Annotated in this window: 19 protein-coding genes and 1 pseudogene; 17 read left to right on the top strand and 3 right to left on the bottom strand. The window is 46.6% G+C overall.

Annotated features, from left to right (window positions below; all coding sequences use genetic code 11):
• Window positions 1–1,360 (top strand): C39 family peptidase (locus AAAX77_RS09480; RefSeq protein WP_349106017.1); only part of this gene is annotated, 1,360 nt, incomplete at its 5' end.
• A gap of 61 nt (window positions 1,361–1,421) precedes the next feature.
• Here the strand turns inward: AAAX77_RS09480 and AAAX77_RS09475 are convergent.
• Together AAAX77_RS09475 and AAAX77_RS09470 are read right to left on the bottom strand one after the other, a co-directional pair.
• On the bottom strand, window positions 1,422–2,363 hold the full coding sequence (locus tag AAAX77_RS09475) for a DMT family transporter (protein WP_117655878.1): 942 nt from the start codon (window positions 2,361–2,363) through the stop codon (window positions 1,422–1,424).
• Between the two features lie 2 nt (window positions 2,364–2,365).
• Window positions 2,366–4,138: a phosphotransferase gene (locus AAAX77_RS09470; protein WP_349106014.1), complete on the bottom strand. Its 1,773-nt coding sequence runs from the start codon at window positions 4,136–4,138 to the stop codon at window positions 2,366–2,368.
• Between the two features lie 165 nt (window positions 4,139–4,303).
• Between AAAX77_RS09470 and AAAX77_RS09465 the strand changes: the two genes are divergently transcribed.
• The 12 genes and pseudogenes from AAAX77_RS09465 (at window position 4,304) to AAAX77_RS09410 (ending at window position 19,019) form a co-directional block, all read left to right on the top strand.
• On the top strand, window positions 4,304–6,145 hold the full coding sequence (locus AAAX77_RS09465) for a hypothetical protein (protein WP_349106013.1): 1,842 nt from the start codon (window positions 4,304–4,306) through the stop codon (window positions 6,143–6,145).
• Window positions 6,146–6,175: 30 nt separating this feature from the next.
• Window positions 6,176–6,475: pseudogene (locus tag AAAX77_RS09460) on the top strand (NlpC/P60 family protein); the annotation flags it as partial.
• 43 nt (window positions 6,476–6,518) lie between these two features.
• Window positions 6,519–8,588: a L,D-transpeptidase family protein gene (locus AAAX77_RS09455; protein WP_349106011.1), complete on the top strand. Its 2,070-nt coding sequence runs from the start codon at window positions 6,519–6,521 to the stop codon at window positions 8,586–8,588.
• 267 nt (window positions 8,589–8,855) lie between these two features.
• Complete coding sequence (locus tag AAAX77_RS09450; RefSeq protein ID WP_195520340.1) at window positions 8,856–9,824, top strand: hypothetical protein; 969 nt, start codon at window positions 8,856–8,858, stop codon at window positions 9,822–9,824.
• 14 nt (window positions 9,825–9,838) lie between these two features.
• The gene (locus AAAX77_RS09445) at window positions 9,839–10,663 is read left to right on the top strand and encodes a LicD family protein (protein ID WP_349091546.1); all 825 of its coding nucleotides are present in this window, start codon (window positions 9,839–9,841) and stop codon (window positions 10,661–10,663) included.
• A gap of 3 nt (window positions 10,664–10,666) precedes the next feature.
• A complete protein-coding gene (locus AAAX77_RS09440) occupies window positions 10,667–11,911 on the top strand; it encodes a polysaccharide biosynthesis protein (protein ID WP_195520342.1) in 1,245 nt (414 codons plus the stop codon).
• A gap of 128 nt (window positions 11,912–12,039) precedes the next feature.
• Window positions 12,040–13,146, top strand: a complete 1,107-nt coding sequence (gene wecB / locus AAAX77_RS09435; protein WP_349106009.1) for a UDP-N-acetylglucosamine 2-epimerase (non-hydrolyzing) — start codon at window positions 12,040–12,042, stop codon at window positions 13,144–13,146.
• A 300-nt stretch (window positions 13,147–13,446) separates the two neighbouring features.
• Window positions 13,447–14,151 (top strand): glycosyltransferase family 2 protein, encoded by a 705-nt coding sequence (locus AAAX77_RS09430; protein WP_195520344.1) that lies wholly within the window; start codon window positions 13,447–13,449, stop codon window positions 14,149–14,151.
• A 1-nt stretch (window position 14,152) separates the two neighbouring features.
• Entirely contained in the window at window positions 14,153–14,506 is a 354-nt protein-coding gene (locus AAAX77_RS09425; RefSeq protein ID WP_195520345.1) for a DUF2304 domain-containing protein, read from the top strand.
• 4 nt (window positions 14,507–14,510) lie between these two features.
• Entirely contained in the window at window positions 14,511–15,305 is a 795-nt protein-coding gene (locus AAAX77_RS09420; RefSeq protein ID WP_349106007.1) for a glycosyltransferase family 2 protein, read from the top strand.
• A 213-nt stretch (window positions 15,306–15,518) separates the two neighbouring features.
• Window positions 15,519–17,060: a DUF2142 domain-containing protein gene (locus AAAX77_RS09415; protein WP_349106004.1), complete on the top strand. Its 1,542-nt coding sequence runs from the start codon at window positions 15,519–15,521 to the stop codon at window positions 17,058–17,060.
• A gap of 111 nt (window positions 17,061–17,171) precedes the next feature.
• Window positions 17,172–19,019 carry a hypothetical protein gene (locus AAAX77_RS09410; RefSeq protein WP_349106003.1) on the top strand — a complete coding sequence of 616 codons (1,848 nt, stop codon included), beginning with the start codon at window positions 17,172–17,174 and terminating at the stop codon, window positions 19,017–19,019.
• Window positions 19,020–19,166: 147 nt separating this feature from the next.
• Here AAAX77_RS09410 and AAAX77_RS09405 read toward each other — a convergent pair whose 3' ends face one another.
• Window positions 19,167–21,638, bottom strand: coding sequence for a glycosyltransferase family 2 protein (locus AAAX77_RS09405; protein WP_349106001.1), 2,472 nt, complete (start codon window positions 21,636–21,638; stop codon window positions 19,167–19,169).
• 156 nt (window positions 21,639–21,794) lie between these two features.
• Here AAAX77_RS09405 and rfbA point away from each other — a divergent pair, with 156 nt between their 5' ends.
• The 4 genes from rfbA to AAAX77_RS09385 all read left to right on the top strand — a co-directional run.
• Window positions 21,795–22,694 (top strand): glucose-1-phosphate thymidylyltransferase RfbA, encoded by a 900-nt coding sequence (gene rfbA, locus AAAX77_RS09400; protein ID WP_349106021.1) that lies wholly within the window; start codon window positions 21,795–21,797, stop codon window positions 22,692–22,694.
• Between the two features lie 95 nt (window positions 22,695–22,789).
• Window positions 22,790–23,227, top strand: a complete 438-nt coding sequence (locus tag AAAX77_RS09395) for a DUF4869 domain-containing protein (RefSeq protein WP_035138697.1) — start codon at window positions 22,790–22,792, stop codon at window positions 23,225–23,227.
• 9 nt (window positions 23,228–23,236) lie between these two features.
• Window positions 23,237–24,211 carry a hypothetical protein gene (locus tag AAAX77_RS09390; RefSeq protein ID WP_195239230.1) on the top strand — a complete coding sequence of 325 codons (975 nt, stop codon included), beginning with the start codon at window positions 23,237–23,239 and terminating at the stop codon, window positions 24,209–24,211.
• A 75-nt stretch (window positions 24,212–24,286) separates the two neighbouring features.
• On the top strand, window positions 24,287–24,437 hold a 151-nt coding region (locus AAAX77_RS09385), incomplete at its 3' end, for an NAD-dependent epimerase/dehydratase family protein (protein WP_349106019.1).

Raw genomic sequence — 24,437 nt, 5'->3', positions numbered from 1 at the left:
CTCCTGGTACTGGTTCGCTGACGGTATCGCCTCGACTGGCTGGCTTTACACCGGCGGCTCCTGGTACTGGCTCGACCCCGACGCGGGCGGTGTAATGGCCACCGGCCTTCACGAGTGCAACGGCTCCGCGTACTGGTTCAATGACTCCGGCGCGATGGCGACCGGATGGGTCCTCGACGGCGGCACCTGGTACTACGCGACGGGCTCCGGCGCGCTGGCCTCCGGCTGGCTCAGCCTAAACGGTGCGTGGTACTGGCTCGACCCCGCGACGCACGCCATGGCAACGGGCTTTCAAACTATTGGATCATGTGAATACATATTTAATATTTCCGGCAAGATGATGGCTAATTGCTGGTCAAACGGTGATGGGTCCTGTATGTATCATTCTTCATCCAGCGGTGCAATTGACCTTAAGGGCATCATGACCGATTCGGGAATCCAGCTGATTGACGATGGCGGGAATGTTAGAACGGGCTGGATTGAGAGTCAGGGTTCTCGATATTATTGTTCTGCTGATGGGGTAATTCTGACTGGATGGCAGCAAATAGCTGGGTCTTGGTATTACTTTAACTCGGATGGTCGAATGGCGACCGGCTGGCTTAACGATGGCGGTAACTGGTACTGGCTAGATTCCGCTTCTGGCATAATGAAAACGGGATGGCTTTCCCGTGGGGGCACATGGTATTACCTTGATGCCGCACGTGGGGGAGTAATGTTGAGCAACGGTTGGTATTGGATCGGCTCTACTGACTACAAGTTCAGTTCATCCGGCGCAATGGTTGGCGCTTGGGTCGATGTCCCGTGCTATTCGCAGTACCCGGAACTTCCTACTGGCTGTGAGTCGGTTGCCCTTACAAACTTGCTTAACTACTATGGTTTCGGTTTAGGTAAGACGATTATTGCGGATTACTATTTGCCCAAGGGAAGCAATGGCAATTTTGTTACCGCTTTTGATGGCAATCCAAGGCGTAGCAGCGGGGGTCTCATGGGATGCGTCGCACCTGCGATTACTATTGCTGGTAATAACTTTCTGCGTGCTGCTGGAAGTGGCAAGCAGGCAAAAGACGTCTCTTTCTCGTCAATTTCTTCCATTAAGAACAGGCTGACCTGTGGTCAACCTGTTGAGATGTGGAATACCGAATGGGGAAGTTGGCCAGGAGGCCGTTATGCTGCGCGTTGGTATAACGGGCATTCCTATGGTCTGTGGGGCGGTAATCATGCCGTAGTCCTTAAAGGCTATGATGACGAGCAGGGAATTGTCTATCTTTCGGATTCGATTAACGGCAATGTTACGCGAAATGCCCAAGTGTTCTTCGGCACGTGGCAACAGATGGATAGCCAGGCCGTGGTAATTGAATAGCCATGATGCTAAAAGGGGAGAGCTCGACGAGCTCTCCCCTTTTGCTACATTGTTAATCTAGCTACGCCGTCTTCTTACGTCCAAATAGTTCGTCCCAGTTACTGGCTGCCAAAACTGTTCCGCATACAATTACAACGCAGCAGATTACGGATGCCATGTCGGGAATTGTTCCAAGCAAGATCAGGCCAAAGACCACTGACCATGCCGAATAGGAGATATTCAGAGCCATCGCACGCGCTGCTCCGATTGCCGCAATGCCCTTGTAATAGAACAGATAGGATGCAGTTCCTGCGAGTCCGGCGAGTGCAATAATCAATGTGGGCATGCTTGGGATAGCGCCCAACGTGAAATGCCATGCTCCGAAGAGGGGGAGTACGAGCGCTCCATAAACAAGCGCACTTGTAGTTTCGCGGATTTGCAAAGCTGTTTCGTCATCAACGGCATCATCTTTCATTCCCCATGCGCACAGCACCGCTTCGGATCCCCATCCAATAACGGCAAGCACCGCGCCGAGTAAGCCGAGGGGGGCATTTGCAATCTCGCTCGATCCGGCCGATAGATAGCCCATCGTCATTACACCGCAAAGAGCAACGAGAAGGGAAAGAATCTGGCCTTTGCCCATTTTCTCCTTCAGCAGTACGAAGGAAAGGAATGCTCCGACTGCGGGATAGAAGGCGGAGATGATTGCCGTGTAGGCAGCTCCGATGTTATTAATTGCCAATACGTAGCCGGTCATCCCGATAGGCCCACCGAGTAGGGCGCCGGCGATGACGACCTTGCCCGAACGAGTTTTAAGTGCAGCGAGCGTGTCTTTTAGTCTGCCTCGGACTCCCATGTAGCCAAAGAGCCAAATTGCACAGAAGGCATCATGGAGAAAGGATCCCGCAATGGAGGCGCATGCAAGCGCTTCCGCCGATCCAATATAGGGCGCAAGCGCCAAGCCGATTCCAAGAATTACTGTATCAAGGCCCCAAAGAAGACCGCTAAAAAAGCCGAATTGCATCGTTACTCACCTTTCCGATAGATCTCCAGTGCCTTTTTGAGGTATTTGGCACCGTAATTGAAGTAGATATAGAGCCATTCGCCCACGAAGTCGCCTTCGGCTTCTTTCAGAAGAGACCAGAGGTACCAGCACCATCCTGCAAGGGCAATGTGCGCATAGTTATGCGCAATTTCGTTGTTTGTTGCCTTGCGCCCAAAATATGCATCAAGCGCGCGGTCGACTTCATCTTCGGAAAGCTCACAGCAGAGACTGCACGTTCCAAAATCGTTCGCGTAATCGCTCATGCCAGCATATTCCCAGTCAATGAGATAGTACTTGTCGTTTTCATCGATAAGGAAATTGAGGTAAAAGAAGTCATTGTGACAAAGGCATTTTGGCGCATTGTCGGCCTGAACAAAGTGCTCCAATTCATCGATTTCGGCGGCCATTTCCCTGTAGCCTGGAATGTCGATGGGACCTTTTTCCAGAAGAAGTGATTCGTAGCGCTTCGCTTCGAGGTAGAAGTCAAATTCGGTTTCGACATTTGCACCGCTCTCGTGAAGCGAACGACACATCTGCATCATTCGATTCATTTGGGCAGCATCATGCGGATCAGGCTGCTTTGCGTTGGGTACAAACTTCGAAATTTTCCAACCGCGCTTTGGGTCCTCATGAATGAACGTATCGTCAAGGCCGAGTTCCTTGGCCTTTTTAAGTGCGGCTACTTCTCCATTTCTGTTAATAAGCAGTTCGGTTCCGACTCCCGGATGGCGGTAAACGTACTCTCCATCATTGGTTCTAAAGTGGCACGATAGATTCGTAAGGCCTTGTTTAAGGGGATAAACGTCGTGAATCTCTGATTTGGAACAGCCGAGCACTTGCTCGATGTTATCGAAAATGTCGGAGTCAACGTTTTCGATAAAATGCGGATCAAAGACACGCAGCTCATCAAGAGAATCGAATTCGTTAATCTCGCCCTCAGGATACTTTTTGATCACCATATCGAGCTCCTTGATGTGCTCGATATATAGATCTTCCCAAAGCTTGTCCGTTGTTTCCGGCTTGTTATATTCCGTTTCAAGAATCTGCTTAAACGCAAGCGAGAAGGCTTTATCAAAGTAGACATGCCCGAGCATGTACCATGCATCGGAGCCGCCAATCGTAACGTTGGTGATTCTATCCATTGCTCCCGTTTGAATGCACCATTCTTTGGTGGCGCCTTCAGCATATTGAGCAGAATAAAATGCTTTCCAAACATATGCCTCAAACGGATTGTTTAGAAGGTAATCATCGCTTGAACAAATATAGGTGTTTCCAAGCCGCTCTTTTACGCACATAAGCGATGCGTGGTTATTTTTGGATGCATATTCGTTGTTGACGACAATCGAGACGCCGAACTTGCTTTCGAGATAGAAGAAATATTCTTTTTTATAGCCGACAACGACGGTGATATTGCTGATACCTGCGTCTTGCAGCTGCCTAATCTGACGTTCGATGAGAATCTCACCACGTACCTTTAAAAGGCCTTTGGGCTTTTCATACGAAATGGGAGCAAAGCGGCTCGAAAGCCCCGCAGCCAATATCACTGCGTTTTCAACCTTATAGGGGTGAAGTGCTTCGTAACCGCTGTCGGTTAGGCTGTCCGATTCGAGAAGGCCCTCATTCGTAAGCTCTTTATTTGCTGCGTTTACCGATCCAAGTGAGAGGCCAGTGCGCTCGGCAACTTCTCGCTGGCTGGCATATGGGTTCTTTAGGTATTCGTACAGAACTGTAAAGTTACGCTTGGTCAGTTCCACTGCAGGCCTCCAATTAAGATGTTCATTGCTTAGGGAAAGAATAGAATGATTGAACGTTATGTTCAATTTAATATATTAATCTACATAGACTGAACAGACAGTAACGAAAATCAATCCTGGAATGTGGATTAAAATAAATAAATGAGATATCTGGGAGGGTCGCTTATGTATCGATTCGAAAAGAAGGCCACGCTTGTTTGTGCTGCTGCGTCATTAATTACTGCTTGCTGCTTGCCCCTGAGTGCGAATGTCGCGTTTGCACAGGATTCCGTTGAGGCTCAGAGTATTGAGTCAAAAGCGGATTTTTCTTCTGTGGTTTCCGATGATTTGCAACCTGATAATTCTTCCGTCATAAAAGATGGCTGGCAACGAGACGAGTCGTCTGGAGTTTGGTATTACGGAAAAAACGGTAAACACCAAACCGGCTGGCTGCAAAGCGGGGGCTATTGGTATTGGCTTGATCCTGCCAATGATGGTGCAATGCAGACAGGTTATTTCAATGTGACCGATGATGGCGGTTTGACTGCTTCGTTTTATGCGAATGACGGTAATGCCGCAACGCCTTTTGGCGCGCTATATCAGAACTGCTGGCTACGTAACACAGATGGAAATTGGTTTTATGCCAATGCTGGAGGCGATTTAGCTGCTGGTTGGTTTTATCAAGATGGCACATGGTATTACCTGGATCCTGTCACTCATATAATGCAGGTTGGTTTTGTCGACCTCGGGAGTGGGAAATACTATTTAGATGCCTCGGGCGCTATGAAAACCGGCTGGATTCTCGTTGACGGGAATTGGTACTGGGCTTATTCATCGGGTGCCCTTGCTTCGTCATGGCAGACGATAGGTGGGGCTCGCTATTGTTTTGACTCACAGACGTTTATCATGTTCAAGGGTCGCCAAAAGATTGATGGATGCACCTACATTTTTGGTGACTATGGCCTTGCAAATGGATGGTACAAGGATGGATCAGATTGGTATTACTGCTCCAACGGTATTGCGGCTACTGGCTGGAAACTCGTTAACGGCGCTTGGTATTATCTCGACCCAGCTTCCGACGGCAAAATGTTCGTTGGGTATTTAGACCTTGGTAACGCAGCATATTATTTGAACCCCAATGGAGCTATGGCTGTTGGCTGGGCTCAGTCCGAGAATGGCTGGTATCTAGCCTCTCAATCTGGTGCGCTTATTTCTGACTGGTATAAAGATGGCTCGAGCTGGTATTACTTGGACCCTGTTAGCCATCTCATGAGAACGGGTTTATTTGAGGTGGGCGGCAGCGATTGTTTTGCAAACCAGAGCGGTAGGCTTGTGGTTTCAAGTTGGGTTACCGTTAATGACGGCGTTCAAAGATACGCTGATGATAATGGATATCTTTGCAAGGATGTGATTCGCGAAAACGGCACTATCCTAAAAACCGCTGGAGCTGATGGCTGGCAGGTTGCGTCCGGCTGGGTTAATGTCGCAAACCTAAGGTTTTACGCTGAGCCCGGAACGGGTGCCATTCATCTTGGATGGTTACAGATTGACGGCGATTGGTATTGGCTTGATGCTGATTCTGGCGTAATGAAGACCGGATGGGTTTTTACTGGCGGAGCATGGTATTACCTAAACGCTGACGGAAAAATGGCAACTGGTTGGAAATGCCTGAATGGAACATGGTATTACCTTGAGTCCAATGGCAGCATGCATGCTGGCTGGCTTAAAGATTCGGGTAAGTGGTATTGGCTAGACGGTAGCGGCGCTATGGCAACGGGTGCAAGAACCATCGATGGCGTTCGTCGAGTTTTCTGGAGCGATGGTCAGTGCGACAAAGTTGGCTGGCAAAATCCATCCCAGTATCCTCAGGTCAGTTCTTGGACTGTTCAGCTGCCTAGCTATTGCACCGGATACTTTACCTATGTGACCCCTTCTCGCATTTCTGTCGAAGCAACGCGGGAAGATTGCGTGAACGCCTTTATCCAGCGCGCCTATGAGTATATCGGTACGCAATATATTGAGCCTTAGTCTACCGCTCCCGGTGGAGCTGTTGATTGCTCTGGTTTTGTCTTGCAGTGCCTTTATGCTACTGGCATGGATATGGGTGTTTACAACCCTTATAACCATCGCTGGGATCCAAGCCAAACCTACAATTCCATGAATTGGTATCGAAGCAATATCTTTATGCCCGTGAGCACGAGCTCGATTCAACGCGGCGATGTAATTTATTATCGCGGGCATATCGCAATTGCACTTGGCGGCGGTATGATGATCGACTCCTGGCCTCATCAGGGTGTCGGAATTCATCCTATTAGCGCAAGGGGAAATGTAATCGGCGCAGCTCGTCCGTTTATTTAATTGATTTGCTGCAAGACGATCGATATCGGTTTGGGGGCCTGAAATGAATGTCAGGATTGAACATCGAATTTGTTGGCGAGTAATTGGCTTGATGCTATTTTCCGCCTTGCTCTCAGTTTCCGTCCCCGCATTTTCTTGCACTGCCTATGCCGTGGAAGAGGGGGCGGATAACGGTGTCGTAGAGCGCGACTCGACAGGAGGGTCGGGAGCATTTGTCGGTGGCGGTTGCTCTCAAGACTCCAGTGATTGTGCCGGCAAAACAACGGAAGATTCGAGCCTACAGGTTGTCGAAAGCCAAGACCCGTCGACGACAGAAAAACTATCTGGATGGCAATGGAACGGTTTGTCCTGGTACTACTATCTAGACGGCTGTCGTTTGACCGGAATGCAGAATATTGACGACTCGTTGTACTACTTGGACCCCGCTCGTGACGGCGCAATGAGCTGCGGCTGGATTTTTACTGAAAATAAGTGGTATTACGCGGGTCCATCAGGCGCTTTGGCAAGTGGTTGGCAGTTTATCGGAGGCCAATGGTACTGGTTTGACTCCTTTGACAGCTGTTCTATGGCTACTGGTCGACGTGTTATTGATGGGCACCCTTATCTTCTTGGAACCTATGGACTGATTAATGGTTGGTGCCTTGATAACGGTTTATGGTATTGGGGAAACAATGGTGAAGTCTTAACCGGCTGGCTTCAAACTGGCAATAATTGGTATTGGCTTGATCCCGCCAATGATGGTGTTATGTCTAGAGGAATCGTTTCTGTCGGTTCGTCTCTTTACTATTTATCGGATTCCGGCGCAATGGCTGTTGGTTGGGCGTTTGATGGGACGGACTGGTATTACGCTGACGGTTCCGGCGCACTTGCATCGGGCTGGCGTTTGGTGAACGGCGTTTGGTATTGGCTCGATGTCGCAAATGACAATAGAATGGCTACCGGCTTTTATGTCATCGGATCCAACCGGTATCATTTTTCTTCAACGGGAGCGTTGTCACTTGGCTGGTTTATGAGCGATGGAGACTGGTATTACGCTGAGCCTTCTCAAGCGTCGGGCATTATAAAGACTGAATGGCTGAAGGACGGTGGTCAATACTATTATCTCGATCCTGCCGCCGACGGTAAAATGCTTCTTGGTCATTTTTCTGTAAATGGGAAAAGCTATTATGCAAAAGCTTCAGGCGCTGTTGCTTGTCGTGAATGGGTAGATGTCCAGGACTCGGTTCAGGATGAGCCATCTAAGGCTTTTGCTGGTTCTGATTGCTCATTGTGTGGAGCATTGCGTAATGGAAAACTGTTTACATCAAACGGCGATGGCGAATTGGTCGAAGCTCACGGGTTTGTGATGCTTGGAGGCTGTAAGTTCTATGCTGATCCAACCGATGGCTTCCCCTGCGCTGGATGGAAGAACGTTAACGGAAAATGGTACTTTTTTGATGAGACCGCTGGCTATGCACGATCTGGCTGGCTGTACAAGGATGGCTCCTGGTTCTATTTAGATCCGTCCACTTATGCTATGAAAACCGGTTGGGTTGCCGTTAACGGATCTTGGTATTACCTGAATTCGTCTGGTTTCATGCAGACGGGATGGCTCAATCTGGGCGGCACCTGGTATTGGCTTGACGCTAGCGGCGCTATGGCTACTGGCTGGCGCGTTGTGGACGGGTCCTGGAATTACTTTATGGCAAACGGCGCGTGGGTGTCAGACTATATGGATGCTAAAGCTCAAAGTTATTCAAGCAATACAAATTGGCTGATACTTGTCGATACGTCGCGTTGCATTACGAGTATTTACACTGGATCCTGGAATAACTGGTCCTTAAACCGTCGATATGTATGTTCGACGGGAAAAGCTAGCACACCTACGGTGATAGGGGAGTATCAAGTCTACGGAAAGGGATATTCCTTTGGGCATGGATATACTTGCTATTACTACACGCAGTTCTATGGTGATTATCTGTTCCATTCTTCGCCCTACTACGTTAACAGCAATCGCGTGATGGATCCCACGATGGGTGTTCCATCCTCTGCGGGATGTGTTCGCCTTGAGATTCAGAACGCAAAATGGATTTACGATAATATTCCTTATGGAACAAAAGTTGTTACGTATTAAGTGATTTCTGCATCAATATCTTCAACGGAAGAATAAGTCGCATGTCTTTTGTAAGAGGGTCAAGTTTCGTACTGGTTTAATGAATGGACGATTCATCAAAGATATCTACTAAGTGGATTAATTAGTCTGGGCATTGGAGTAATTCAAGAGATGAAAAAAACCTGTTTTGTTCTTAGTGGTAATGCGTATCTATGTCCTTATTTGTTTAACTTTTATGTCGATAATACTCCCGGGGAAAAATACCTTGTCTACTGGAATAGGGATGGCGTGGAAGAGACGCTAGGGTCGATTAAGGGCATTGAATATGCTAAGCCCTGCCCAGATACTGGTTTATTACGCAGGCTTTACAGTTATTTTGCCTATATGTTGTTTGTAAATAAACAGCTATTAAATAGTGATTTTGATCACATAGTTTTACTTAATACTATTGCTGGTTATTTTGCGTTTCCTGCACTACTTATTAAGTATCGCAAACGCTATGTAATGGATGTTCGAGATTACGGAGGAGAGTTTAATCCGATTCTGGGCCTCATGTCTCGCGCTATAGTGTCCTTTGCTGGAATCGTGGTGCTTTCATCACGTTTTTATGCCGCTTTTCTCGCCCCTTCTGAATACAGTTATGTCCACAATCTGCAGCGACCGTCATTCTCTGATCTTGATGCTAGTTCATGCGTGAATAGTTTAAATGGCAATCCTTCTTTACCGATCGTGATTGCATTCATTGGTAGTGTTGGCCAGTATATTGAGCAACATGTTAAGTTGATCAATATGTTTAAAAATGATTCACGTTTCCGTTTGATGTTTGCAGGAGCTGGATCTGAAAAGCTAAAGGATTATTGTAGAAATAATCACGTAGAAAACGTCCAACTGTTAGGGAGGTTTGCACCTGAAAAAATGTACTCTTTATATACAGGAGTCAACATAATCCACAATCTGTACGGCAATGGGGATCCATTTCTCGATTACGCTATTTCTAACAAAATGTATATAGCTGCCCAGCTTCATATGCCAATTCTTGTTTGCCCGAATACCGCAATGGAAACAATGGCAAGTGATTATGGTATTGGTTTTACACTTGATTTAGATAATACAAATGTTAATTGGCCCGATTTATTGTTCGAATACTATACCGGTCTAGATTCGAATAGCTTTATTAAGGGTTGCGAGAAATTGTTAACCGATGCATATGATGACAATCAGAACTATTCGGATAGATATACTTCGTTCATTTCTTAAGGCTTGGTTTTTTAATGACGAATGAAATTCTTTCTTTTGATGCGGTGAAACACGAAGAACTGAAAATCTTGGTGGAATTTCACGATTTTTGTGAGAAATATAATTTGTGCTATTCGCTGTCGTATGGAACTCTAATCGGTGCCGTGCGTCATAAGGGTTTTATCCCCTGGGATGATGATATAGATGTTGTCATGCCTCGGAAGGATTACGATAGGTTTCTTGGCCTAGTTCAAAGCGGTAGGTTTTCTCCGTGGCTTCGCGTTCAGGCTACAGAGATTGATGGGTATTTACCTTCATTCGCAAAAGTAATTAATCCTAAGATCTCCGTTCAGACAGAGAGAGATCGCCCTTCAGTTCCAGAATGGCTTTGGATAGATGTGTTCCCAATTGACGGTATATCCGATTCAAATCTAAAGGCCACTATTATGTTTTACGAAGTGAAATTGCTTGATTTGATTTGTATTGTATCAAGGCTCAACTTCCATTATCCACATCCGATTAGCATGAAAATTCTCATGGCTATTTTTTATCCCATTTCTCTAGTACTGCCTATAGAGAAATGGGCTTCCGAACGTTTACATAAACTTTCAAGAAAATATGATATTGGCGAAACAAAGAGAGCGGGACAAATCGGATGGGGGTTTGGTCTCAGGGAGGCTTTTCCAAATAGGTATTTTACGGATGTAATGGATGCGGAATTTGAGGGTCATCAATTTAAAATCCCAACTCATTATGATGAGATGCTTACTCAACTTTATGGCGACTATATGACCATTCCTCCTGCTGATAAACAGGTGTCTCATCAATTAACTGCATCAGTTAATTCAAGAACGGAGTAATTGTTGGGTTCCGATAAAGTTCTTTCGATAAAGTCTAATATTTTATGGAGTTCTATTGGCTCGATTATCGGTTTATCTTGCCAATGGTTAATAAGCGTGCTGGTGGTTCGCCTATCCTTTGGTTTTTCTGATGCTGGCTTATACTCGCTTTCGATGTCTGTCTATGGCATTTTTTTCCCAATTGCTCAATATAGGATGTATACATATCAAGTTTCAGATGTTAATGGGGAAAACACGGTAGGGGAGTATCTTTCCTTTAGATTACTAACCATACTTTTATCACTTGCTTTGACTTTTGCTTATTCGCTATTTACTTGTCGCCCTGCTTCCGTTTTCTGCATTTTTCTCTACGGCTTATATAAAAGCGCCAACCAATTGATAGATGTCCTTCATGCTGCTGATCAGCAGTTCTCCCGGATGGATTATGTTGGAGTCTCACTTGCGCTTCAGGGAGCATTGTCTCTAGTTTTTTTCTGCGTTGCTTTATCTTGCTTTCGTTCGGTGCCGCTAGCTATATTTGCAATGTTTATTGCGGTCGTATTAGTTGGATGGATTTACGATTTGCCACGAACTACCGCCCTAACAAGCATTGTTGTTGGAATTAGCCGAAATAAGGCAAAGCGATTATTGATAACATGCTTGCCGGCTGTGGTTGCTGGCATAGCGGTTTCCGCGTCATCGTCAATTCCACGCCAATATTTATCTTCTGCATTGGGGGATTCTGCTCTTGGGGTCTACTCGTCTATTGCGGCTCCTATTGCTATCATTCAAATGGGTGTTTCATATTTGTATAACCCCCTGCTGGGTTATTTCTCGAAAAGTTATTCAGATAAAGACAGGTGTTCTTTCTTTCGCCTATGCTTTGCCTGCTTACTTGGTGCGTTAATCATCGCCGTTGTGTTCGGTATTGGTTTTGAGGTGATTGGAAATAGCTTATTTTCATTTGTATTTGGTGAGGAAATACTACCTTTCATGTATTTAGTTCCACCTTTGATAGCTTCTGCTGTTTTGACTGGACTGATGTGGCTTGTCAATGATTTGTTGATTTCATTTAGGTATTTTTCGCATACCCTTGTTGCTGGCGTGTTGATGTTTATCGTTTCGCTAAGTTCAATGAAGTATTCCGTAGAAGTATTCAATTTAAATGGTGTTACAGTGTGTAGCTTAATATCTTGTCTTTTTGGACTTGTATATATGGTGGTCGTATTGTCTATCTTGTTGAGACGTCATTTTAATAATCTCGTTTAATTGCATCATTTGATTTCAGGGCGAATTGCTCTCTCCCTGACTTCTTCCTCTGAATTATTTAAATGATTATTATTTGTTCGTAATGACTATGTGCATTTCAATGGTTTTTTAAGGGGCTGGTTCTTGAAATGAAAAAGGTAATGCTAGTTTTCGGAACTCGTCCGGAAGCAATTAAGATGTGCCCACTTGTGAATGTGCTCAAAACTCATCCGGATGATTTCAGTACCGTTGTTGTCGTGACTGGTCAACATCGGGAGATGCTTGAGCAGGTTTTGCATGTCTTTAATGTGGTACCCGATATTGACCTAGCTGTCATGAAGCCTGGTCAGACTCTTTTCGATGTTACGTGTAGCATCCTTCTTAAAATTAAGAAGGTTCTTGAGGGGGAAAGACCGGATGTCGTGCTTGTCCATGGAGATACCACGACAAGCTTTGCTGCAGCCTTAGCTTGTTTTTATCTGCAAATTCCGGTCGGTCATGTTGAGGCTGGTTTACGCACACATGATATCAGCAGTCCTTGGCCAGAGGAGTTTAACCGCCAAGCAGTTGACATCGTGAGTCAATATTATTTCGCACCAACCGAGGTGAGCAGACAAAACCTTCTCGATGAGGGAAAAAGACCCGAAAAGATTTGGGTTACAGGTAACACGGGAATTGATGCACTTCATACTACCGTGGATCCGGAGTATTCACATCATGAGCTTGACTGGGCAAAGGGTTCTCGTTTGATTCTTATCACCGCACATCGCCGCGAAAACCTTGGTGAACCTATGCATCGCATGTTCCGTGCTATTCGTCGCGTAATGGAAGATTATCCCGATACCAAGGCCATATACCCTATTCATATGAATCCTCTTGTTCGCAAGGCTGCTCATGAAGAGCTAGATGGATTTGATCGACTGCATATTATTGACCCCCTTGAAGTATTTGATTTTCATAACTTTATGGCTAAAAGCTATCTGATACTCACTGACTCAGGCGGTATTCAAGAAGAAGCGCCAAGCCTTGGTAAGCCTGTTCTTGTCATGCGTGACACTACTGAGCGTCCTGAGGGCGTTAAGGCGGGGACTTTGAAACTTGTTGGCACAGAGGAAGATGTAATTTACAACGAGTTTAGCAGGTTGCTCTCGGATGTCTCAGAGTATGAATCGATGAGTCACGCTTCCAATCCTTATGGTGATGGCCATGCAAGCGAAAGAATCGCTTCGGTTCTTTCTGACGGTCATTTACGATGAACCGTGCTAGTAGAAACTTAGCTATATTTGATTAAACAATTCATCTGTTTAGTTCTTTTCTATAAGATTCGTGGCATTTGCAAGAGGGCAGATGCAGGACACCTTGCGGCAATCACAGTGGTCACTACGCAGACCACAGATTGTCGATGGTGATAACAGCTATAGTGTTTATATGTTCTAGGACCGTTGTGGATACTGTGTTGCCTATCACGCTAGCTCCTTGCATAACATGTAGTTCGTCTTGTTGGTGCTACTTTTACTTTTAGCTAAGGATAACGGGCTATCATTGAAAGGTTGTTCATGAGCAATCCTTATAAGGTGCTAGTTATTGTGCCTGCTTATAATGAAGCTGAATCAATTTGTGCGACAGTTAAAGCCGTGATTGATTCAGGATATGATTATGTCGTGGTCAATGATGGTTCAACTGATAATACGCTTGAGATTTGTCATGCTAACCATCTCAATGTACTTGATCTACCGCAGAATCTTGGTATTGGAGGGGCTGTACAAGCCGGCCATAAGTACGCTAAAAAATATGGATATAACATCGACGTTCAGGTGGATGGCGATGGACAGCATGATCCTTGTTTTATTTCCAGTATGGTTGAGCAGATTGAAGCTGGCTATGACTTGGTTATCGGGTCTAGGTTTCTCGAGCGAACTGGGGGGTTTCAGTCTACGTTTTTACGCCGAGTGGGTATTTCATGGCTTACTAGGGTGATTAAAATGTGTACGGGGAAGTACATAGCTGATCCGACATCTGGATTTAGGGCCTGCGGACCGAAAGCTATCGACTATTTCTGTAAGAACTATCCAGTTGATTACCCTGAACCCGATTCTATTGTCTCAGTGCTTGCTCGCGGTCTGTCTGTATCTGAGATTCCCGTTGTCATGAAAGAGAGACAAGGGGGCTCATCATCCATTTCGGGCTTTTCGAGTGCCTATTACATGATCAAAGTTACCCTTGCAATTATTATTTCTGCATGTTCAAAAACGAGGTGTTAAAGTGCCGGTAACCCTTCGCGTTTCTGTCGCAGCGGCCTGTATTTTACTTGCTGCATATGTAGTTAAGCTTATTGTGAGTGGCAGGCTCCAACTTAAGTATTCTCTATTGTGGCTGGCTCTGGTCCTAGTCCTAGTCCTGTCTGCTCTATTTCCGCAGCCCCTGTGCTATTTATCGTCGGCGATGGGGTTTGCCACGCCTTCCAATTTTATATTTGTTCTGGGGTTTGTCTTTGTAATCCTAATCATGCTTTCACTTAGTTTAATTGCCAGCAAACAGGCCGATGCGATTAAGAACTTAACTCAACGAGTTGCATTGCTTGAAAAAGATATCGAGAGCATTCTGAGGGATAAGTAGTTCTATGTTTACGTGCAATGATCATACATTCGTAGTTTGCGCCTATGGCGAATCACCGTATTTGAACGACTGTATATCGTCTTTAATGAACCAGAAGCAAGCCAGTAGGATCTTTATCTCTACTTCTACTCCGAATAAGCATATTGAGCAGATTGCTTCTAGCTATAACTTGCCTGTATTTATTAACAATGGGATGCCAGGGATTGGCCATGACTGGAATTGTGCAATTTCCCATGCTCAAACTCCATTGGTCACCATTGCTCATCAAGATGATCTGTATTCCCCTAATTATTCAATTGAAATGCTTCGCTCTGTGAACGCCTCCAATCATCCCCTGATCTTCTTTTCTAATTATGGGGAGATTCGTAATGGGGAATATTTCGATGACATCTCGATTCTTAAAGTCAAAAGAATAATACTAAGAAAACTCGCTCGAGTTGGTAATTCATCTATAGTCAGGGACAAGCGTCGGGCTTTGCGGTTTGGATCTGCGATTTGTTGCCCTTCGGTCACGTATGTTATGCCTAATCTCGAGACACCTTTGTTTTCGAGTGAGATGAAGTGTGACTTGGACTGGGAAGCGTGGGAGAGATTTTCGCGTCTTGAAGGCTCTTTTGTTTATTCTCCCGAGATTCTTATGCATCATCGAATTCACAAAGAATCTGAGACGACTTCCTTGATCCAAGATAATACACGGAGCTCCGAAGACCTTGCTATGCTTGAAAAATTTTGGCCTAAAAAGGTTGCGAAAGTAATCCATCGACTATATTCAGTCAGCATGAATAGCAACACTCTTTAACGTCTCTGTGTTGAACGTCTCCTCTGAGTCGGTTGACGAGCGCTTCGTGTATGACTGAATTCGGATATTAGCCTCCGAAGTCGGATGCTACGGCACTGTTCTTGCGTTGATATCATCGACGCAAGCTCTGAGATAATAATTAACTTGTTGATATACTTGCTACCACTATATTTAGTTGCGCTTATGTGAGTTTTGAAATTTAAGGATTCTAGCATGACGAGTTTTGTAAGATGCAAACCTGCTTTTCTTGCTTTTGCCGGTTTATTTGCAGTCTATTCAGTATTTTGGTACTTAAATAATCCTAGATTGCTTGTTCTGCTTACAATTGCGATTTCGTTAATTATAATTCTCGCGCTCGGCAGCGTATTTGCTAGTGATAAGGATCGCCTTAAAAGTGAGTGGGTATTCTTGGTACTGCTCATATCATTTTTAATCATATTTTGCTTTATATTCCCTCCGTTCACCGCGCCCGATGAGGGCCATCATTATTTTTCGACTTATTGGTTGGTTGATAGCCTTCCATTTAATGCCCATGTGTCTAATGACGGTGCTTTTCTGGTGCGAGATATTGATTACGCGCTATACAATAGCCGCCAACCGGGCGATGCAATTAATTCAGCTTCATTTGATTCTGTTATTGATGGTTTTTCACTATTTGGAAATGGACAGCTGGTTCCTTTCAGTGAATTTTCTTTTAGTGCCGGCGGTGAGAATATTACTGCAAAACTGGGCTCTATCATTGGCTTGCAGATAGGGTTGTTCTTTGGGCTTGGAGCTTATCCCGCGTTCTATATGGGTCGAATTGGTTCGGCTCTCGTTTTTTGCTTCTGCGCTTTCCAGGCATTTCGAATCGCACCTAAAGGCAAATCGGTCATTGTATTCGTTTCATTGTTGCCCATGACGCTTCATTTGGCAGCTTCATATTCCTATGATTCTGGAATCATTGCTTATTCACTTCTGGTATTCGCATGTTTGATGCGCGGTTTTTTTGGCGAACAGCGGTCGATAGGAAAAAGAGAAATCATTATATATTTAATCATTTCGGTTCTTTTGGCTCCGTGCAAGGTTATCTATTCAGGGTTGATTTTACTTGGATTGTTCGTCCCTCTTTCGCAGTTCATTGATGAGAAGACCGGGCGTTTTAGCAGGTTCTTGTTGATCTTTTGCGTTATGCTTTCTGTATTGGCCTTACGTTTGGCATCGATGAGCAGCTTGGTTTCTCAGACTTCAGATTCCTCTCGGGGCCATGAAGCGGGGCAGTTATATTCGCTCGGCGATATTCTGCTGCATCCAAAGAATAGTTTCCTTGTTTTTTGTAGAACTCTCGACTCTCTAGGTGATTTCTATTGGGAAACGTCTTTGGGCTATTCCCTTGGATGGCTTCAAGAGAACTTGCGTTTCCCTGCATTCTATATGATTCCTTATTTGTTTTTCGGGTTTATTTGCTGCCTTGACTCTAGTGATGAGCCTTCGTTTCTTACTGCTCCTGTATCCTTTCTTTTCATTTTTGCTTTCCTTTCGGCTGCACTCGGTTCCATTGCATCAATGTGGTTGGCATGGACCTTCAACTATGAAAATGTAATACAGGGTGTTCAGGGGCGCTATTTTCTTCCGGCTTTACCAGCTTTGTTGTTTGGACTAAGAACACGATTATTTAGGTTCAACTCTACTTCCATTTCCGTTGTTACTACTGGCGTCTGTGTTATGAACTGCCTATATCTTATTCGTTTTATTAGCGTCGCCTCCTGTTTGTAGATTTATCTCGCGCGCAGTTGCTTTGGTAATTTCTTGTAGTTGGGGACTTCATCTCAGGGTTAACTAGGCCTGGTCTATCAAAGACCAATTAGATTGTATGGGAAAAGTGTAATGTTGAGAAATCGTTATTTGAGTTTTATCGGTGTGGTCTGCCTTGTATCAATTTGTTTCACCCCTCTTTTATGCCCAACGGTTGCTTTTTCATTACCCGAAGATTGTGCGGTTCTAGGCGCTGATATTTCTACAGATCAATCGGTACAGGGTCCAGTTGGGCCATCGGATGGTGATCGGTTACCTTCTGATTCGGTTAACTTCACAGCGTCTATCGATTTGTCGACATATGAATACACTGGTGATGCGATTACTCCGAGTGTGTCGGTTTTTGCTGATAGCGGTTTAAAGCTTACATGTGGGACCGATTATGAAGTCTTTTATGCGAATAATGTTGCACCTGGCTGTGCTGATATAGCTGTAAATGGGCTAGGGGACTACGCTGGCGCTACCACCCGGTTGTCGTTCCAGATTGTTCGCTCTTCTGATAACAAAATCGCCCTTCCTGGTTCTTGGGTCTGCGAAAACGGTAAATGGTGGTGGAGATATGAGGCCGGTGGTTGGCCGTCAAACTGTTTTCTGACTATTGGGGGAGCCGAATATTATTTTGATTCCGAAGGCTACGCAGCTACTGGCTGGAGATACCTGAGTGATGGATGGCACTTATTCTCTGAATCCTGTGCGCATTTGAAGGGATGGGCTGCCATCGGCGGTCATTGGTTCTTCCTTGACGAAACATCAGGTTCAATGAAGACCGGTTGGGTTTTAGACAATCATAACTGGTACTATTTGGACGGTTCGGGTGCTATGCATACTGGCTGGCTGCTCCTTGGCAATACTTGGTATTGGCTTGAGCCTTCCGGATCAATGGCTACGGGCTTTAAACTTGTAAACGGCAGTTTGTATCATTTTTCTCAATCTGGATCCATGAACACTGGTTGGTTTGTTGACGATGGGACATGGTATTGCGCCAATGGCTCTGGAGCGATTCGCACAGGATGGTTTTACTTTGATTCTAGCTGGTATTTGCTTGATTCCAATAATAATGGCGCCATGCTCGAAGGATTTCAGTCTGTAAATGGTAATTGGTACTATTTGGATTCGGATAGTGGCGGCGCATTAGAGTGCAACGCCTGGGTCTTCTCGCAAGATGGAAACGCATATTATGCGTGCAGCAGTGGTGCAATTGCGTTAAAGGGTGTCAAGGACAGCGTGGGCGCAATTAAGCTCAACGACGCCGAAGGAAAGCCCATGGTAGGCTGGTATTGGTCCTCCGCTGCTCAGACGTGGTTTTACACGGATCCAGACGGGGTGCTACAGCGCGGTTGGCAATTAATTGGCGGGAAGTGGTATCACCTCGATAACGAATCTGGCGTTATGAATACAGGCTGGTTCCGCGATGATGACGGGCTATGGTATTACCTTATGTCGTCAGGTCAAATGGCAACTGGCTGGAACAGTATCGAGAATGGCGAGTATTTCTTTAATGCTGCTGGTGCTTGGGTAGAGCCCGAGCGTTCTGCCCGTACTTCCTTTCAGTCTCAAATTGTTAGTCGCTGCTACAACGTTCCTTCTCCTGGAGTGGGATTGTGCTCGGAGTGGGTTAGCGAAGTTTTTTATCCCGTGCTGGGGTCTTATCCCAACGGTGACGCATGCGACATGTTTTGGAATTGGTGTCACAGTCGAGATATATCGCAGCTTAAGGTTGGAATGATTGTTGCGGTCCCTACTCATACGCATACTAATGCGGGGGCTCGCTGGGGACACATTGCTATTTATGTTGGTAACGGTATGGTTATGGATAACATCGGTTACATTAGGGCGACATCACTGGCCTGGTGGCTGAACTACTACCACACTACCGCTACGCCTCAGTGGGGCTGGGTTTTAAATACGCCATTAGAATAAGATGCTCTCTGACTGTCGAGTGGAGGACAACTTATCACAATGGGGGAACCCACAATAGGGGAATCGAGGGTTAATCCTCGATTCCCCTATCTAGCTTAGGCACACGTTAATTTGTCCTGATTGAATAAGAGAAGAAACGCAAACTTCTTATAAATGATAATAACGATTCGCGGGTTCCCCAACGGTAAAGTTTGGATTCATATAGGGATCACCTTCGATGTAATGCTTGGCCCAGCGATAATTCATGTATGCGACCTCTTTGTGGAAGCGAATCTGCTTCTCCGTATTGTTTTCAACGCCTCTAGAAATCGACTCATAGTGATAGAGCTCGACTTCGGGTGTGTATACGATCAGGTCGTTGATCTCGCGTAGCTTTAAGCAAAAGTCAACGTCATTAAATGCAACTTGAAGCTCTTCCGTGAAACCTCCGACTTTCTCATATTCGCTACGCTTAGTCATTATGCAAGCTGCAGTGACGGCGCTGAAGTCTTGTTGTGCATCGTTGAGTGCAAAGTAGCCCCAGTTATCCTTTGGCATGCTTTGGCAAAGATGCCCCGCCACGCCACCAGTGACACATAAGCCCGCATGCTGAATGGTGTTGTCGGGATAGTAGAGTTTTGCACCAACTGCGCCAACATCCTCACGTGCGCAGATGCCAAGCATTATCTCAATCCAATTGGGCGTAATTACCTCAGTATCGTTATTCAACAGCAAGAGATAGTTACCTTTGGCGTGAGCAACGCCAAAGTTCATGAGCTTGGAGAAATTGAATTCGTGCTCCCAAGTTACAAGACGAACGATATCTGGATATTTTGCTTGCAACTTATCGTAGTAATCGAACGTCGCCTTTTCTGTGCTGTTGTTTTCGATTATGACAAGCTCGTAATTGTTGTACGTTGATTTCTCAACAATTGACTTAATGCAGTTGTCCAGAATGTCGGCGTGGTCTTTAGTCGGGATGATAATTGACACGAGTGGATGGGAATCTGGCACAGCGTAGGTTACTTTATATGTAAAGGGACGACGCGCTTGTTCGACCTTCGCATTGAGCCCAAGCCTGTCCAAATGACTCTGGACCGCTTTGATACCTGCGATAGTGGCATACGGCTTGCTATCGGCATTTGCTGCGGTGGAGGTCCCGCTTAGGCGCCAGTGATATAGAACCTTTGCAACATGATGAACTTTCCTTGCCTTTTCCACGGCGCGGAGAGTCAGATTATGATCCTGTGCTCCATCGAACTCTTTCGTGTTCGGTTCTAGAACATCAAGCAGCGACTTACGGATGGTAAGCATATGGCAGATATAGTTATTGTTTCTGAGCAGATCGATATTGAAATCCGGCTTAAAGAACGGCTGCGCTAGCTTTCCATCGGGCATGAGTTTGTCTTCGTCGCAATAAAGAAGATCGACGGCATCATTGTTTTCAATTGCCTCGGCATATGAGAACAACAGGTCCGGTTCAAGAATATCGTCATGGTCAAAGAAACTAACGAAATCACCCGTAGCGATGGCAACGCCGGCGTTTGTATTTTCGGAAATGCCCTTATTCTCGGTAAGGTTAATTGATTTAATTCTGTTGTCGTGGGCCGTCTCCTGCTCAACGCGAGCCTTTAGTTCCTGATTGTCAGGACTTGCATTAACTAGGATGAGCTCCCAGTTTGCATAAGACTGGGTTTTTACGGATTCGGCCATATCGTTAAAGAACGAAATGGGCGTGTTGTAAAGAGGGACAATGATGCTGAACTTCGGAGCGCTGTTGAAGGCGATTTTTCTCTGTTTCTCCAGAGCGCCGATGGTTGCCTTATGTTCCGTGAACCATTCGGGGTATTCAGGGTCAAACTGCGCATGGGTAAAGAGAAAGTTGGTCTCCTCAAGAAGCATGCCTAATTTATCGGGCGTTAAGCAGTCGAATGCACTGAATGATGGGTGATTTTGATCGTCAATAACAAAATAATAACGATCGAACGCCTTTGGCATACGAACCGAGAGCTGCGTTTCAAGTTGCTTTTTCTCAGACGTAAATCCAACGCTTGTTACATTCGAACCGAAATTGACGATGCTCAAATCAACTTCATTGAGGGTTCGATCGAGGCAGCGAAGTTTGATTTGGGAGTCGCTACGATACGGCGTTCTCACCGTGCACCTAAGGATGTAGTCGCTTGAATCTTCGATGCACTGCCAGAAATCAATCGTTGCCATGTCAAACTCTGAAACGTCATCATAGTTTCGGAGTTTACTGCACATGTCAGGTTTAATTTTGTAGTTAAGGCGAGACTCCCATTTGATGTTCTTGCAATTGAGTGAAAGGGAGTCGCTGCTCAGGGTACGACCGTCTTGGCCGATTTCGCAAAACTCAATTTTGATGGTGCGGGCATCGGGATCGGGGAGTACAAGGACGTATGAGTTCGAGTCACAACCATTGTCCCGGAATTTTAGGAGGGATAAAGGTAAGCAGCGGTTGTCGTTTGTAGCCGCTTGGGCTGTTACGCTGGAGCCTTTATGGATGCCTTCAATCTTAAGCTGCTGGTAGATTTTCCAGTTTCCTCTGCATACTCCGGTTGTTTCGACTCGCATTGTCTGCCTTTCGTTTGTTGGACACTGCCCATTGTACTTTTTCATTTGTTGCCTCGCTAGAAATGCAGAAAGAGTTGCGTGTTTCTGCTGTCCGATTTAAATAAGAAGACGGGGAGGTTGCTGCCGGTGCGTATAATTTAATTAACTATGCATCTGTAATCAGCGGCTTTTGCTCAACGATTGTCAATCGAGAGGATTTTTATGAAAGGCATCATCCTCGCCGGCGGGTCCGGCACCCGCCTGTACCCGCTCACGCTCGTGACCTCCAAGCAGCTGCTGCCGGTCTACGACAAGCCCATGATCTACTACCCGCTGTCCACCCTCATGCTGGCGGGCATCCGGGACATCCTGGTCATCTCCACGCCGACGGACCTCCCCAACTTCGAGCGCCTGCTCGGGGACGGCTCGCGCTACGGCGTGAATCTCTCCTACGCCGAGCAGCCGAGCCCGGACGGCCTGGCGCAGGCCTTCACCATCGGCGAGGAGTTCATCGACGGCGAGCCGTGCGCGCTGGTGCTCGGCGACAACATCTTCTACGGCAACGGCCTTTCGCGCCACCTGACGCGCGCCGTCCAGAACGCAGAGTCGGGCCGCGCCACGGTCTTCGGCTACCACGTGGACGACCCCGAGCGCTTCGGCGTCGTGGAGTTCGACGGCGAGGGCAGGGCCGTCTCCATCGAGGAGAAGCCCGCCGAGCCCAAGTCGAGCTACGCCGTCACCGGCCTGTACTTCTACCCGGGCGACGTCGCCGCCAAGGCCCATAGGGTGGAGCCTTCCGCCCGCGGGGAGCTGGAGATCACCACGCTCAACCAGATGTACCTGGAGGAGGGGACGCTGTCCGTGGTGACCCTCGGCCGCGGCTACGCGTGGCTGGACACCGGCACCATGGAGAGCCTGCACGAGGCCGCGGAGTTCGTCCGCGCCGTGGAGCACTCCCAGGACCTGCCCGTGTCCGTCCCCGAGGAGATCGCCTGGGAGAACGGCTGGATCACGACCGCCGAGCTGGAGGAGGCAGCCAAGGCCTACGGCAAGTCGGTCTACGGGCGGCACCTCAAGAAGGTCGCCGCCGGCGAGATCGTCAACAGCCCGCGCGAGTACTAGCGCAAGCTTGTTTTCTTTCAGGGGTCACCGTTTATCTGGTGGCCCCTTTCGTTATGATTACGTTGACCATAAAGACAATATGATTGGGAGTGGATGTGTTAAGCGTCTACTTTGGCGATATGCCAGAAGCGATTTACAACACAGCGACATATTTCAAAAACTCTTACCGGTCTTCTTGGATTACGGATCCCTATGCAGTCTCGATAATTAAAGATGTCGATCGATCGGTTGTTGTCTCCGAAAACGTCATCGAAAGCCCTGTGCTTGGATCCATCTCCCCACTCCAGCTTTCTGGTGGCGTGAAAACGCTGCTGCTTATGAGATTTGATCGTAAGCATATTTTTAACGCTTCTACCTGTGGTGACAACTGTGCCAAGTGGATTCTCGACATGGCGAAAGACCGCAAGCTCGTTGTGAATCTCTATCATGTGATGGACTTTGGCCGCGAGGATTTTAAAATCAAAGTCGTGAACAGCGGCCGAATCGTTCATAACATGGCCGAATTGATTCACGAGTCGATTCCGTATCTGTAGGTGCTGCTTATGAACGGTTCGCATCTTGTTAAGATTTCCCGCCGTAGGGGAACCAAGTACACATTTACCATCAAGCGGAACATCACTATTGTGCGTGGCGATAGCGGCACGGGTAAGACGACGCTGTTTGACATGGTCGCAGACTACATGCGAACGGGCGAGCAGTCGGGCGTTTCCTTGCAATGCGATTGTCCCTGTGTCGCCCTGACCGATTATGATTGGCGAAACCAGCTTTCGTCCGTTCATGACTCGATTGTATTTGTCGATGAGGGCTTAAAAGAGATCCATTCTGATGAGTTTGCCCATCATGTGCTGTATTCCTCGAATTATTTCGTGCTGATCTCAAGGGCTGATTTCCCCAATCTTCCGTATAGCGTGGATGAGATTTACAAGATTAAGACGAGCGGAAAATACCATTCTTTCGTCCCTGTTTATCAAGATCGCGGGAATCATCGTTATGCTATTTCCCGGTCGGCGCCAAAACAGGACTTTTCTATCCTTCTATGCGAGGACAGTAAGTCTGGTTTCCAGTTCTTTGAACGGCATTTCGCTGACAGTGAGCTTACCTGCGCTTCGGCCATGACGAACAGCGCGATTTTGGGCTGGTTGGATCAGCATTTCGACGATCGCGTGTTTGTTGTCGCGGACGGAGCAGCATTTGGGTGCTATGCGGACCGCGTCCTTAAGCTGCAAGACATTCACCGCGATACTGTTACGGTTTGCCTTCCCGAGTCATTCGAGTGGCTTCTGCTGAGCTCCGGCGTAATTTCAGGGTTAGATGTTAAGGCGGTTTTGGAAACCCCAGAAGCCTTTATAAACAGTGAGAAGTTTAAAAGCTGGGAGGACTTCTTCTATAAGTACTTACGCGATAAAACTGGGAATTCGGTCTTCCGTTACGACAAAGACTGCATTCCGGAGGCGTTTTGTAGGGGAAGTAATTCTGCGAAGGTTATGGCTCTTATCGCATGCCGAAATGTCCGATAGTTTTGTTGAATAGTGTCGCGGCGTCACTTCCTGCGGCATACTAAAGAAGCTGTACATGCTTCAGATTGGATTTTCATGTCTGAGATCTTTGAACCCAAAAACATCATCGTCACGGGCGGCTGCGGCTTCATCGGCAGCAACTTCGTGCACTACGTCGTGAACAACCACCCGGGCGTCCACGTCACCGTCCTGGACAAGCTGACCTACGCCGGCAACCCCGAGAACA

Source organism: Collinsella sp. CLA-ER-H6 (assembly GCF_040092305.1).
GTDB lineage: Bacteria > Actinomycetota > Coriobacteriia > Coriobacteriales > Coriobacteriaceae > Collinsella.
Note: the sequence above shows the minus strand (reverse complement) of the source record. Positions and strands in the feature narration are given on the sequence as shown.